The sequence below is a fragment of the Streptomyces sp. Edi2 genome (assembly GCF_040253635.1).
In the GTDB taxonomy this organism is placed as follows: domain Bacteria; phylum Actinomycetota; class Actinomycetes; order Streptomycetales; family Streptomycetaceae; genus Streptomyces.
Window position 1 is genome coordinate 5,031,214 of record NZ_JBEJGX010000003.1, and the last position, 14,005, is coordinate 5,045,218.

Annotated in this window: 9 protein-coding genes; 6 read left to right on the forward strand and 3 right to left on the reverse strand. The window is 72.1% G+C overall.

All coding sequences use genetic code 11. From position 1 onward, the window contains the following. The first annotated feature begins 24 nt into the window (after window positions 1-24). Window positions 25-456, forward strand: a complete 432-nt coding sequence (locus ABR737_RS25750) for a hypothetical protein (protein ID WP_350252624.1) — start codon at window positions 25-27, stop codon at window positions 454-456. Window positions 457-500: 44 nt separating this feature from the next. Here ABR737_RS25750 and ABR737_RS25755 read toward each other — a convergent pair whose 3' ends face one another. After that, complete coding sequence (locus ABR737_RS25755; RefSeq protein WP_350252625.1) at window positions 501-3,530, reverse strand: AfsR/SARP family transcriptional regulator; 3,030 nt, start codon at window positions 3,528-3,530, stop codon at window positions 501-503. Window positions 3,531-4,850: 1,320 nt separating this feature from the next. Here ABR737_RS25755 and ABR737_RS43970 point away from each other — a divergent pair. From ABR737_RS43970 to ABR737_RS25770, 3 genes are read left to right on the forward strand one after another with little or no spacing between them, the layout of a single operon-like run. Further along, window positions 4,851-5,354: a LuxR C-terminal-related transcriptional regulator gene (locus ABR737_RS43970; RefSeq protein ID WP_502964373.1), complete on the forward strand. Its 504-nt coding sequence runs from the start codon at window positions 4,851-4,853 to the stop codon at window positions 5,352-5,354. Next, window positions 5,351-5,491 (forward strand): hypothetical protein, encoded by a 141-nt coding sequence (locus ABR737_RS25765; RefSeq protein WP_350252626.1) that lies wholly within the window; start codon window positions 5,351-5,353, stop codon window positions 5,489-5,491. Before ABR737_RS43970 ends, ABR737_RS25765 begins: the two co-directional genes overlap by 4 nt. 3 nt (window positions 5,492-5,494) lie before the next feature. Continuing rightward, on the forward strand, window positions 5,495-7,543 hold the full coding sequence (locus tag ABR737_RS25770) for an AAA family ATPase (protein WP_350252627.1): 2,049 nt from the start codon (window positions 5,495-5,497) through the stop codon (window positions 7,541-7,543). A 276-nt stretch (window positions 7,544-7,819) separates the two neighbouring features. On the opposite strand, the gene ABR737_RS25775 is transcribed toward ABR737_RS25770, so the two are convergent. Then, window positions 7,820-11,134: a right-handed parallel beta-helix repeat-containing protein gene (locus ABR737_RS25775; RefSeq protein ID WP_350252629.1), complete on the reverse strand. Its 3,315-nt coding sequence runs from the start codon at window positions 11,132-11,134 to the stop codon at window positions 7,820-7,822. A gap of 197 nt (window positions 11,135-11,331) precedes the next feature. On the opposite strand from ABR737_RS25775, the gene ABR737_RS25780 reads away from it, so the two are divergent. Together ABR737_RS25780 and ABR737_RS25785 are read left to right on the forward strand one after the other, a co-directional pair. After that, window positions 11,332-12,564, forward strand: coding sequence for a S8 family serine peptidase (locus ABR737_RS25780; protein WP_350252630.1), 1,233 nt, complete (start codon window positions 11,332-11,334; stop codon window positions 12,562-12,564). Window positions 12,565-12,868: 304 nt separating this feature from the next. Then, window positions 12,869-13,096, forward strand: a complete 228-nt coding sequence (locus ABR737_RS25785) for a hypothetical protein (RefSeq protein WP_328385418.1) — start codon at window positions 12,869-12,871, stop codon at window positions 13,094-13,096. A gap of 142 nt (window positions 13,097-13,238) precedes the next feature. On the opposite strand, the gene ABR737_RS25790 is transcribed toward ABR737_RS25785, so the two are convergent. After that, the gene (locus ABR737_RS25790) at window positions 13,239-13,997 is read right to left on the reverse strand and encodes a DUF3152 domain-containing protein (protein ID WP_350252632.1); all 759 of its coding nucleotides are present in this window, start codon (window positions 13,995-13,997) and stop codon (window positions 13,239-13,241) included. Window positions 13,998-14,005: the final 8 nt, after the last annotated feature.

The following is a 14,005-nucleotide window of genomic DNA, read 5'->3' on the forward strand; positions in this document are numbered from 1 at the left end:
CCGAGCCGAGAAAGGCACCCTTCCATGCCCGTCATCACCCTGCTGTCCCCCGACCCGAGCCCCGGCAGCCCCGTCCTGGCACAGATCGCCGGGGCAGTCACCGGGCTGCTGGGCATTCCCCCGCAGCACTGCTGGCTGACCTGGCAGCAGCTCGACGCCGATGCGGCGCACCGCCCCGAATGGGAGCGCGCCACCCTCCCGACCACGCCAGGGCGGCACGACACCGCCGCCCGCCCGTGTGCCCCGATCGGCTTCGTCACCTGCAAGGAAACCTACTCACGGGAGACGGTGGGCCGGCTTCTGCGGCTGCTGCGCGACGAGCTGGCAACCGTGCTGGGAGTGCCGGGGGACGAGGTCTATCTCGCGGTGCGTCGGGCTGTGCCGGGTGAACTGCTGGTCAGGGGGGAGGTGTGGGCCGGGGACGAGCCGGCCTCCGTCCTGCGCCACCACCCCTGACTGATCCCCTCCCTGCGGGCCCCGTGTCCCGCCGCAGTCGCTGTTCAGCAGCGGTTCGGCTGAGGACCGTCGCTCCAAGCGGCGCTCGGGCCCCCGGCCTCCACCATCAGGTCCTCGGTGCGTTCCAGCCATGACGTGGAGCCGAGCTCGGCGAACAGGTCGTGTGCCGCTTCCAGATGTGTGGCGGTCAGCTCGTAGTCGCTGCGTGTCAGGGCGATTTCGGCCAGCGCGTAACGCGATTTGGCCTCGATGACCCGCTCGCCCACCTGCCGCGACAGGTTCAGCGCACGGGCCAGCGTGTCGGCGGCGCTGTCCAGCCGCTTCTCCTGCCGGCGGACCGAGCCGAGCCCGTACAGCGCATACGCCTCGCCGATCCGGTCCCCGCTGCCCCGTACGATCCGCAGAACCTCCTGCAGCGCCTCCTGGGCCTGTCGCGGCTGCTCGACCGCGAGGTGGAGCTCGGCGAACCGCTGCAGTACCTGGGCCTGGACGCGACGGCAGTTCTCCTCCCGGGAGATGGTGAGGGCCTGTTCCAGGAGGGTGCGTGCCCGCTCGACGTTTCCCGAGGCCAGCCAGCAGCCGGCCAGGCTGCGCATGATGTGGGCTTCGCCGATCCGGTCGCCGACCAGCCTGGTGATCGCCAGTGCCTCGTCGTACTTCTCCCGCATGGCGGTGTCATCGCCGCGCACACTGTCCAGGTGGGCGGCATTGCGCAGCACCAGCGCGCGCCCGTGATCGTGCCCTTCCGCCTCGAACAGCTGCTGCGCCTTGCCGAAGCACTCGTCCGCCTGCTCCATGCGGGTCTGGAACATGTGCAGGGTCCCCAGGGAGTAGAGCATCGCGGCCTGGCCGATGCGGTTACCGGCCCGGGCCGATGCCTCGTGTGCCAGGCGCGTGGTCTCCTCCCAGTCGTCGAAATACCCCTTCGCCTCGAAGAGCGTGACGGAGGAGAGGGCAAGGTCCCAGCACAACTCGTCCATCCCGGCGGCGGCCGCCTGCCGGACAGCCGTCACCAGCGCCTGCCGTTCGCCGCTCAGCCAGGTCATCGGCTGCGGGACGGGTTCCACGTCCGTGGTCTCGGGCAGCCTCCAGCGCTTCGCGCTGCCGTGGATGACGGTGTAATCCCCGCCGTACTCCTCCCGGTGGGCCTCCTCGACCAGCGAGAGCCATCCGCCCAGCACCCTTGCCAGGGCAGCATCCTGTTCCTCCGGTGATTCGGTCGCGCACAGCTCCTCGCGCGCATAGGCACGCACCAGATCGTGGAAGCGGTAGCACGGCCGAAGCGAGCCGGGGTACTGAACGGTGTCCATGACCTGGGCCTCGACCAGGAGGTCAAGGATGTCCTCCGCCGAGGCGAAGTCGGTGTCCAACAGGGCTGCCGCGACCCAGGCCGGTGAGGCGGGCGCCTGGACCAGGGAGAACAACCGGAACAGCCGCTGCGCCGACGGCGGAAGCGCCCGGTACGTCAGGCTGATGGTGGAGCGCAGTTCCAGGCCGCGGTAGCTCAGCTCGTCCAGGCGCCGACGCTCGTCCCGCAGGCGCTGGACCAGCCACTCGACCCGCCAGTGAGGGTGGGAGGCCAGCCGGGCGCCGGCGATCCGCAGCGCCAGCGGCAGTGCGTCGCACAGGTTCACCAGTTCAACAGCCGTGCCGAGTTCTGCCTGCACCCGCTCACGGCCGATGATGCCGGCCAGCAGCTCAAGGGCGTTGGCCATGTCGAACACCGTGAGATCAATGCTGCGGACGCCGGGTACGCCCGCCAGCCGGGCCCGGCTCGTGATGATCACCGCACAGGTCGCACTTCCTGGCAGGAGCGGTGTCACCTGCTCCGCGCTGGTCACTCCGTCCAGGACCACCAGCACGCGGCTCTCCGCCAGCCTGCTGCGATACATCTCGGCCCGTTCCTGGGCATCGTCGGGAACCGCCTTGGCCGGTATCGTCAGCGCGCGGAGGAACCGGGCCAGCAGTGCCGCGATCTGTCCGTCGCCGGACGCGGTGTGCAGGTCGGCGTAGAGGTGGCCGTCGGGAAAGTGTTTGCTCACCTCGTAGGCTGCGCGTACGGCCAGGGCCGACTTGCCCACGCCCCCGGGGCCGGAGATGTCCACGATCGGAACGGCGTAACCCGGGGTCTCCGTCCGGAAGCAGGACTCCAGCAGATCCTTGATCTTGTCGAGTTCCGTGTGCCGCCCGGTGAAGTCTCCGATGCTCGCCGGTAGTTGACGTGGGATGAGGCGAAACCCGCTCTCCGGAACGTCCGGGGCGTCGGGCCGGGCCGAGGGGCGGAGGGGGACGCCTCTGTCCGGGGGAGGGGCAGGAAGATCGAGTGCCGGAGACTGCTTGAGAACCGCTTGCTCCAGGTCGCGGAGCTCCTGCCCCGGCTCGATGCCCATCTCCTCGGCGAGGGCCTTGCGCGCACGCCGGCACGCCTCCAGTGCCTCGGCCTGCCGCCCCGAGCGGTACAGCGCCAGAATGAGAAGCTCATAAAGGCGTTCGCGAAGGGGATGCTGACCGATCAGAGCCGTCAGTTCGGCACAGACCTCCTGGTGCCTGGCGAGCAGGAGGTCGAGGCGGACCCGCTCCTCGAGAACGGTCAGGCGCGTGACATCGAGATGGGTGGCCGCATGCCGTAAATGGTCGTTGGGCACGCCGTCCAGGGCGGGGCCGCGCCAGAGCTCCAGGGCCTTGTGCAGGGTTGCGGCCGCCTCCGTGATCCGGTCCGCCCGGGTGTCTTCCCGTGCTCTGGCGACCAGCCTGTCGAACTCCAGGCTGTCCACGCTGCCGGTGTCCATGTCGAGTACGTAGCCGGGGGCACGGGTCTTGATGGCTCCGGGCAGTCCGGCCCGGGCGAACTGCTTGCGGAGCGTCGAGACGGCGACCTGGATCTGGCCGCGTGCGGTGGTGGGAGGCGAGTCGCCCCACACTGCGTCGATCAGCTGCTCCGTGGATGCGGTGCGGTTGATGTTCAGTCCCAGCACCGCCAGGACCACTCGCTGACGCGGCCCGCCGAGGTCGAGCGAACGGCCTTCGTGGACCAGCTCAACCGGCCCCAGTAGCCGAAGGATTATGTCGTCCACTTTTCCCCATCCCCGTACATGCATCGCGATCAAGGATCGGCACCGTAGCCCTCGGCCGGAGCTGGCCTCCGGATGATTGCCAGGAGTTTCCCGGTAAATGGCACACGGGTGGCCCGGTACCCGTATTTTCCCCGGCCGGGCGGTACAAGCTGCGTCGCGACAGGATCGACTCAGCGCATCAGGTTCTCAGGGCGGTGATCAGAACCCATGAGGGGTCGCCCGCCCGGCCCTTCAGGCCGGCTTCGGACAAGCCCCGTCGAAGCGCCGTCGGGCGGCAGGACGAACAGGTACCTCCGCAAGTGGGGGCATCGTCATGCCGGGCGGCGCCGGGCGACACCGCCCGGGGAGGCCGACGGATCCGGGTGCGAGGTGGCCGGATATGGGGCTCGATTGTGCCCCGAACTGCAACTTCCCATGTCTGCCCCCGTTCCAGCGCGGGCGATGCCGCGCAGATACGCACACTCAAGCGCACGCCGGCCGGCGCGTGTGGTCAGGAAATGCCAGCCGGACCGAACGCGCGTCCATAATTGCACAGACGCGCAACGGGTGTGCATGGCGCAAAAACTCCCCCGACGCCCCCCACGCACGCACATGAACCGCGACCGCACGACGGAAGCACGCCGTCCGGCAGGCAAGCGCCGCGGGCCCGCACGGCCCGGCCCTGCCGACGGGCGCCCGCTGTATGCGGGAGGGGTACTTGACGAAAAGCAGACGGCATCGTGGGAGCGTGATGGATACGGATCATTCGGTCGGTGCATCGCCGCGCCAACGCCTGCGTGAGGCGCTGTTGCGCATCGGGGAGAGGGGAGACGTGCCCGAGGCCGGCCTCGGCGACGCGGTCGGAACCGCTTTGCGTGAGCCGGCCTTGGAGGTGCTGGGGGAGCGCTCCCGTGTCGAGCTGGTCACGGTCGGCGCTGAGGAGCACTCCTGGGGGCGGAGCGTCGGTCTTCGCCTCGCGGACTATGACGCAGGGCTGCCGGACCTGCTCTGGCGGGCAGGCGAGAGCGATCTTCCGTCTCAGGTGCAGGAGAGCGGTCCGACGCTGAGCCAGGAGGAGTGGGAGGCCGGACTGCTGGTCGCCAAGCTCGTGCTTATGGTGCTTGAGTCGGAGCCCGGGCCTGTGCCCGGATACTCGCCTGCGGCTGCGTGTTCCCGACCAGGCGGCCGCCGCCTGGTTCTTCGGGTTCTCCTTGGTGTCCGTGCTGCTCACGCCCTCGTTAACCGGACGTTAGCAGTGCGGCAGCCGTGCGATAGCGGTCCCGGTCAGGGTGGGTGACGTACCGAGGAGACTGCGACACCGAACTGCCCCGGGGACCCGAAATGAGCTCCAGCACCACTGTCCCAACGCTCGTCGCCGCACCCTGCGCGCTGTCGGCACGCGGAGCCCTTGAGGCAGTGTTCGGCCGGCTCATCAACGCGACTCCAACTGGTCCCGGTTCGCGAGTGGGGTGTGAAGATCAGGCGTTGTGGGGTGGCTCCGGGAGACGGCTTGATCCGGGACCGCCGGGCCCCGGGAACGGCAAGCGGGACGGGCGTCGGCTCGTCGCCGGGAAGGCCACCGCCGGGGCGTCGTCCGAGGAAGTGGCGACGGTGCTGTTCCTCAGCCCGCGCACGGTCGGCGCACAGCTGCGCAACGTCTACCGCAAACCGGGCCTTTCCTCGCGCCGCCGGCTGCGGGAGATGTCCCTGTATCCATCGGGCGCCATAGTGCGCAACCGTCCGGGCTCCGTAGTTTTCGGCGATGTGCCGGTGCCCTTCGGTGCGGCAACGTCGGTACCCGCCATCAGGGCGTCTGCCCCCGAGCAGGAAACACAGGCTCAATGATCACACTTGCGGCTGCTCCACCGGGCAGCACGGAACTCGTGGCCGGGCAGGCGCGGGCGCGTGGGGCGGCGACCGGCTGCGACATCGCCGGCGTCCTCGGCGCGCACGCCGACGGCAACCAGCGGTTCAGCGGGTAGACGATGCGGACACCTCCCCCACCCCTGCCGGTCGACTCGCACGGGGACGCGCTGGCGGCCCTGCGGAAAAGGGTGTTCACCGGCAGAACCGCCGAACTGCGGCTGCTGCGGGAGCTGCTGCTCAGCGACCGCCGGGGCTGCTTCGTGGTGTGGCTGCACGGCATGGGTGGCATGGGCAAGAGCACCCTGCTGCGCCGGTTCGCGGACGAGGCGACGGCGCACGGCAGGACCGCCCGCTGGGTCGACATGCGGGGTACGGATCCGACGCCGGAGGCGTTCTTGGCCGCGCTGGAGGCGCAGGGCCCGCTGGAGGAGGCGCAGGTGCTGCTGGTCGACTCGGCGGAGTCGCTGGGCGCGCTGGAGCATTGGCTGCGCGACGAGTTCCTGCCGCGCATGCCCGCGCATGTGCTGGTCGCGGTCGGCGGCCGGCGGCCCCCGTCGGCCGAGTGGCGCACCGACGCGCAGTGGTGGCACGCGCTGCGCAGTGTGGAGCTGGACGGCATGGACGACGCCGAGGCCGCGCAGCTGCTGCACCACCGGGACGTGGCCGGGCCGGCCGTCCCGGACCTCGTACGGGCCGCACACGGAATGCCGTTGGCCCTGGCGCTCTTCGCCGATGCGCGGGAGCGTGCCATGCGGGCCGGGGAGCCGTACCGCGGCTGGGAGTTGGGCGACTCTCCCGACGTGGTGCGCGAGCTCCTGCGACTGCTGCTGCGGGAGAGCCCCTCGCCGGACCGGGCCGACGCGCTCCGCGTGCTGGCGCTGGCCCGGGTGACCACCGAGGAACTGGTGCGGCACACGCTGGAAGTTCCGGTGGCCGAGGCCCGGGCGCTGTGCGCCTGGCTGAGCGGACTGTCGTTCGTGCACAGCACCGCTGACGGCCTGGTCCCGCACGAACTGGTGCGGGAAGCGCTGGTGGCCGATCTGCGCTGGCGCAGCATGGAGACGTACGAGCGCCTCTTACGCCGGCTGCACGCGCACCTGGCCGAGCGGCTGGCGGAGCGCGGGGGCGGCCGCTGGGTATTCGGTGCGGGGCTGGCCTACCTGGGCCGGACGAACCGGATCGCACGGGAGGCGGTGGACTGGCACGGCGCGGACCGTCTGCAGCTGCGGGCTGCCCGTCCGGCGGACCTGGACGAGGTGCTGGCCGCGATCGAGAAGGAGCACGGCTGGGCGGCCGGCCGCCTGGCCCGCCAGTGGTGGAACCACCAGCCGGCGGCCTTCATCGTCGCGGAGGACGGCCGCCGCCGGATCACCGGCGTGCTCGTCGCGCCCTGCCTTGAGGCCGGTGCCACCGGGCTGCCCGACGATCCGGTGGCGCACGCCGCGCTGGAGCACGCGGCCGACCGGTCGCCGCTGCGGCGCGGTGAGCGGCTGCTGCTGGGGCGTTGGAGCACCGGCGGCGCGGCGGTGGCCTGCGGCGCGTTGACCACACTGTGGGCGACCACGCCCGGCCTGGTGATGAGCTGGACGTGCACGGCGCAGGACCAGCGTGCGCTGTCGTCGCTGCTGGAGCTGTACGGGCAGCAGCGCACGACCCCGGTCGACGGCCCGGACGGCGAGCGGGTGTCGCCGTTCGTGCAGGACTGGCGCAGCGCACCCTTCGACCGCTGGGCCGCGGCGCTGCGTACCCGGCTGCTGGCCGACGAGCCCTCGGCGATCCCCGCGCCGGTCACCGACGGGGCGGCTCCCGTCATGCCGTGGCCGCAGTTCGCGGATGCCGTCAAGCACGCCTACCGCAGCGCGCTGAACCCGCGGCAGCTCGCGGAGAGTACGCTGCTGGGGACCCGGCTGGTGGCACCCGGCGCGGACGCGGCGGCGCTGCGCACGGTGCTGACCGAGACCGTGACGCAGTTGCGTGCGCTGCCCGGACAGCGGCAGTTGGGCGACGTTCTGGAGATCACCTATCTGAACGGGCCGCGCAGCCAGCAGGCCGCGGCGAGCCGGGCGTCACTGTCCTTCAGCACCTACCGGCGCCGGCTGTCCGCCGCGCTGACGAGGGCGGCGGAACTGCTGCGCGAGCGCGAGCTGTACGGGTCGGTACCGCGGTGAGGCCGCACCCGGCCCGGGGCGGGGCTGCGCGAACCGGTGAGCAGCGGCTGAACCGGCGCTGAGCAGGTTCGTCATCGGTCGGCGCGAACAGCAGGTCTCCGCGCACGGTCGGGCGGTCGACGATGCCGTCCCCTGGCGTGTGGCACCACCGCGAACGCGGGCCCGCCGGACGAAGGCCGCGTTCACGTCCCCAAAATCCTCGTACGTGCGATCGCGGCCGGGGAATCGTTCCGGGGTCAGACGGCTCGGGGGCGCCCGTCAGGGGCCGGCCGGTGGTCACCCCGTCGTCAGCCGGGTCTCCTGGGGCAGGTCCGAGGGCAGCAGCAGCCGCAGGTCGTCCAGGCTGGGTGCGGCGATCGCCCCGATCCGGCGGGCCTGGCGCGTCATCATCGCCTCCAGCGTCTGCCGGGAGGTGCGGGCGTTGCCGAACGAGCGGTCGCGCGGCAGCCGGTCGAGGTAGGCGCGCAGCGCCTCCAGGGTCTCGGGCGCGCAGTCGTAGCCGGAGCCCGTCGCGTAGCGGCTCATGATCTCCACCAGCTCGTCGGTGGAGTAGTTCCCGAACTCCACCGTGCGCGCGAAGCGGGAGGCCAGGCCCGGGTTGGAGGCCAGGAAGCGGTGCATCTCCTCGGTGTATCCGGCGACGATGACGACGATCTCGTCGCGGTGGTCCTCCATCAGCTTCAGCAGCGTGTCCACCGCCTCCCGGCCGAAGTCGGAGCCGGCGTTCTCCGGCGTGAGGGTGTAGGCCTCGTCGATGAACAGCACGCCGCCCAGGGCGCTGTCGAACGCCTCCTTGGTGAGCTGCGCGGTGTGGCCCACATAGCGGCCCACCAGATCGGCGCGGGCCACCTCCACGAGCCGGCCGGAGCTCAGCACCCCGAGGGAGTGCAGCAGGTCCGCGTAGAGCCGGGCGATGGTGGTCTTGCCGGTACCGGGCGGGCCGGAGAAGACCAGATGGTGGCTGATCTTCGGGACGGGCAGGCCCACGGCCTGCCGCTGCCGGGTGGCCGAGAGCAGGTTGACCAGGTCGGTGACCTCCTGCTTGACGGCGTGCAGGCCGATCATGGCGTCGAGTTCGGCCAGCAGCTCGGCGGAGCCGCGCCCGTCCGCGGCCTGGGCGGCCGCCGCCTGGTCCGCGACGTCCTCGGGCAGCAGGAGCGACAGGTCGGCCTCGGCCGGGTTGTCCAGCGAGCCGAGCCGGTACGCCTGCCGGTCCACCATCTCCTCGAACACCTGGCGTGCCGCACGGCCGTTGCCGAACCCGGCGTCGCGCGGCATCCGCTCGTAGTGCCGGGCGAGCGCGTCCAGGGTGCCCGGGTCCAGTGCGTAGCGGTGCGCCTCGCACATGCTCTCGGTGATGGTCACCAGCTCGGCGACGGAGTAGTTGGCGAACTCGATGGTGCGGGTGAAGCGGGAGGCCAGACCGGGGTTGGAGGTCAGGAACGAAGCGATCTCCTCGGTGTATCCGGCGACGATGACCACGACGTCCTCCCGGTGGTCCTCCATCAGCTTCAGCAGCGTGTCGATGGCCTCCCGGCCGAAGTCGGCACCGGAGCCCTTGCCGTCGGACAAGAGGGTGTACGCCTCGTCGACGAACAGCACGCCGCCGATGGCCTCGTTGAACGCCTCGGTGGTCTTGATGGCCGTACCGCCGATGACCTGGGCGACCAGATCGGCCCGGGAGACCTCCACCAGATGGCCGGAGGGCAGCACGCCCAGCTCGGCCAGGATGCCGCCGTAGAGCCGGGCCACGGTGGTCTTGCCGGTGCCGGGCGGGCCGGAGAAGACCAGGTGGCGGCTCATCGGCGGGGCCGGCATGCCGAGGCTGGCACGGCGCTGCGCGAGCTGGTTGAGGTTGATCAGGGTGCGCACCTGGTGCTTGACGTCGCCCAGCCCGATGAGCGACTCCAGCTCCGCCAACGGGCCCTGCGCCCGCTGCTGCCCCGACCCGCTGCCGGCCCCCTCGGCGGCGAGGTCGCCCGCGCTCTCGCCCCAGGAGTCCGGGGCGGTGTTGCCGCTGCTGTTGAGCCCCTCGACGGTGAGCCGCTCGGTGGCGCGGGTCTGCTTGAGCCCGGCGCCGCGGTTGTCCCGGACGGCGCAGTCGGTGAGGGTGACCTGCTCGGAGCTGTCGATCCGGGCGCCGTCGCCGGTGCTGCCGCTCAGCTGGCAGCCGTCGAGCGCCGCCCGGCCGCCGTTGGCGACCAGCAGGCCGTGCGCCCCGGAGCCGGTCACATGGGTGCGGCTCGCGGTCAACTCGCCGCCGCTGTCCACATGCAGGCCGGCCGCGTGGACGGCGTCGATCTCGCAGTCGCGTACCGTGCCCCGCCCCCCGGATCCGATGTGCACGCCGGCCTGGCCGGTGGAGCGCAGCACGGTGTCGGCCAGCTCCGGCGCGCCGCCGCCCGCGATGTGCACGCCGGCGCCCTCGGAGCGCTCGACCGTGCAGCCGTGCAGCCGGCCGCGGCCGTCCTCCAGGACCTCCACTCCGTGGCCGCCGGCGCCGGTGATCCGGGCCTTGCTCAGCAGGGGGTTGGCGCCGGTGCGGATGGAGACGCCGACGCCGGACGCGTCCAGCACCTCCAGGCGGTCGAACTCCGCCGAGGAGTCCTCGGCCAGCAGGACGGCGGCCGTCTTGTCGGCGCACTCGCGCACGGTGGTGCCGGTGAGCAGCGGGGCGCTGGACCCGGTCACCCGGATCGCGGCGACGGCGGCGGTGTCGAACCTGCAGCCTTCCAGGACGCCCCGGGAGCGCTCCGTCACCGCCAGCCCGTTGCCCTTGGTCCGCGCGGTACCGCAGCGCAGCAGCTCCGGGTCGGCGCCCTGGGCCAGCACGATGCCGGGGCCGCTGGTGTCGGTGACCGTGACCTCTTCCAGGATGGGCCGGGAGCCGCTGGTCACGTAGACGCCCACCGAGGTGTCGTGCGCGGTGGTGCGCACCACGCGGGTGGCGGACCGGCCCTCCAGGGCGATGGCCGGCTTCTCGGTGCCGGAGATATCGCAGTTCTCCACCCGGCCCTGCGCCTCGCCGTTGGCCAGCACGCCGTTGCCCTGCGCGCCCCGGATCCGGCAGTCGCGCACCGTGGTACGGGCCTGTTCGCCGAGGACGACGCCGGAGGTGCCCAGGTGCTCGATCAGGCAGTCGGCGACGACGCTGTCGGTGGGCGCGGTGTCCACCACGCCGGCGCCCTCCGGGTTGGAGACCCGGCAGTCGCGCATCGCCAGCGAGCCGGTCTCCCGGGCCAGGACCGCGGTCCAGCCCGAACCCACCACGGTGCAGCCGTCCATGGCGACCTGGCCGCGCGGCGCGTCCACCACCGGCAGGTCCTCGCTGCCGCCGCGCAGCATCAGGTCGGTGAGCATCACGGCGTCGGCCACCAGCACGACGGCGGTGCCGCGCGCCGGGCAGATCTCCACGCTGCCGCGCTCGCCGTCGGCGACGATGGTCACCCGGGTCTTGACGGTGAGGTTCTCCCGGTAGCGGCCGGGCTTGACGCGGATGACGGCTCCGGTGCGCGCCTGCGCCAGGGCCTCGCCGATCGTCCGGAAACCGTCCGTCCCGTCCGGGTCGACCCTGAGCAACTGCCGTGACACGCTGGGACCTCCTCGTTGTGGTGCTTGCCGGCCCCGGTGACCCGAGAATGTGGGGGCTGTGGTTGCGGTCAGAGGGACGCGCACGTGAGCAGGCTACGGGAACCCGGCCGCCATCAGCCAGGAATGACCGCGGAGTTGACGTCCTGCCGGGCCTCCCGCGCTGTCGAAGGCGGGTATGCGCCACGTACCATGCGCGCATGCGACGCGCACTCTCTCACCGTCATCCGGTGGCACGGGCGGTGGCCGCCGCACTGCTGGCCGCGCTCTCGCTGGCCGCCGCGGCGGCGCCGGCCGCCGCCGGCGACATCCAACTGCCCACTGTCACCCCGGTGCTGCCCGCCGACGCGCCGTGCGCCAAGGCGTCGACCGACAAGGCCGAGAAGCAGCCATGGACCCGCCGGCCGCTCGGGCTGTCCCAGGCCTGGAAGCTCAGCGAGGGCGCCGGGGTGACCGTCGCGGTGGTGGACACCGGCGTCGGGACCGGCATCCCCGCGCTGTCCGGCCGGGTCGAGGCGGTCGGTGACGCGGGCGAGGACTGCGTGGGCCACGGCAGCTTCGCGGCGGGCCTGATCGCCGCCGCGCCCGGTGCGGGCGTGGGGGTGGCCGGGCTCGCGCCGCAGGCCCGGATCCTGGCGGTGCGCGGCACGGACACCCGGGGCGAGACGACGGCCGGCCGGCTCGCCGACGGCATCCGCACGGCGGCCGACCGGGGAGCCGGTGTCATCTACGTCGGGCAGGCGGTGGCCACCGGCAAGGACGAGCTGACCGCCGCCGTCGCGCACGCGGCCGAGCGGGGCGCCCTCGTCGTCGCCCCGGTCGTCCCGGACACCCTCCCGAAGGACAGCAACACCGGCAAGCCGGTGCAGCCCGCGCCCTGGTACTGGCCCGCGTCCGCGCCCGGAGTGCTCTCCGTCATGGACTACGGCCCCGACGGGCAGCGTCCGCAGGACGCCCCGCGGGCGCTCAACGCGGACCTGGCGGCCCCGGGCGACGCGGTGGTCAGTGTCGGGCCCAAGGGGGACGGCCACTACTTCGGCTCCGGCTCCTCGCTGGCAGCCGCGCATGTGGCAGGTGCCGCGGCCCTCGTCCGCGCCCGGCACCCGAAGATGACGGCCCAGGAGGTCGCCCGTCAGCTCACGGTGGCCGGCTACCCGGACGACCCGCCGCGGCTCGACCCGTACGCGGCACTCACGACGCTGCTCACCGACAAGCAGGGCACCGCACCCCGGCAGGCCGCGGCGCACGTCCCGGCGGCGGCGCCGAGCGGGCCGCAGAACCGTGCGCTGCTCATCGCCGGAGCGTGCGGCGGGCTGGTGCTGCTGGTGGCCGGCGGCGCCGTGGTGATCCCGCGGGGCCGGGCCAGGGGCTGGCGGCCGGCCGGGGCGCCCGAGGCCGGGCATCCGGCCCCCGCAAGCGCCGAGGGCCTGTAGGTACGCCGCCCCGGCGGGCCGGTGAGGTGGCCGGCCGGTCTCCCGGCCGGCCCGCGGCAACCGGCCATGGCCCGCTCGGCCGTTGTTGTGCTCGCGCCTCGTTCCCCTTCGCTCCCGGCTCGTCGTCGTGGGCGCGCGCTGACCTCGTGCTGGATATGTCCTGACCTTGTGGTGAGCATCGTGATGTTCCAGCATTGCGCCCATCACGCCAGTGATGGCGCGCTTGCGCGCAGATCCTCCGTAGGACCGGGCGGTGCTTGTCCCGTCATGGTCGCTACGTTGTGACCGATACGGGAGAGAAGTCATGTTCAAGACCGCACTGGCCGCAAAGGCCGGTCTCGGCGTCCTCGCCACGGGAGCCCTGGTCCTCGCCATGGCGGGTCCGGCTTCCGCTGAGACCCGTCTCCTGCCCCACCACACGGCATCCCTCCAGGAGTGCCAGACGCTCGGTAACCAGGCTGCCCAGCAGGGTTTGCTGACGGGGTTCGACTGTGTCGACAACGGTTTTGAGGTCATCATGTACCCCTGGTGACCGGTTCGTTTCCTCACGACCGGTAAGACCGTGTCTTCCTCTGCCCCGGTGTCACGCCGGGGCAGAGGTCTTTCCTGGATGGGTCGGTCACGAGCCGGCGACCGAGGAAGCCGTGGGTTCTCGACCCGGCGGTTCCCGCCGGTCAGGCGACCGGCGGCCCCGTGAGATAGGTGCCGTGGCGGTCGTACGGCCACGGGTTCGGTACGCAGCCGTGCAGCCCCTTGATCTGCTGCATCATCACGGGAGCGGGCCGGCCCGGCGCGGGGCACGACGCGTGCCCGTGCCCGAGGAAGTGTCCCACTTCGTGGTTGATCGTCAGCGCGTGGTAGTCGGGCAGGCTGTGCTGGTAGTACGGGTTGGCCAGCAGCCAGCGCTTGATGTTGACCACCACGTTCTTGCCGACGCGGCAGTTGACCTCACCCCCGGTGTCGAGGCCGCCTTGCCCGCAGATGCGGTCCACGGTGCCGGGCGTGGCGACGACCACGGTGAAGTCGTGTGCACCGCTGGTGACTTGCTGGAAGGAGGCCTCGCCACCGGCCGTCCAGCCGCGAGGATCGGCCAGGATCCGGTGCACCTCGTCCGAGAGCGCCTTCGGGGTCTGGGCCAGGTTGTTCTCCACCTTGACCTCGTAGTGGAAGAACCGGCCCGTGGCGCCGATCCGCTGTCCTGAGGCGGTCGCCATGCGGAATTCCCCGGGGCCGTTCGCCGGGTAGCGCGCGTCGGAGTCACCCGGCCCGGAATGGTGCTTTGAGACGAACCCGACGCCCAGGACCGCGGCGGCCAGCGTGATACCGCACACCGCGAGCAACACGGAGCGCGACCGCGAACGCCGGCGCCCGTTGCCCTGCGACGGCGGGGCGGGTGACATCGATGACGTCCCGTCGGACCGCGGCTTGCTCATCGGTTGCG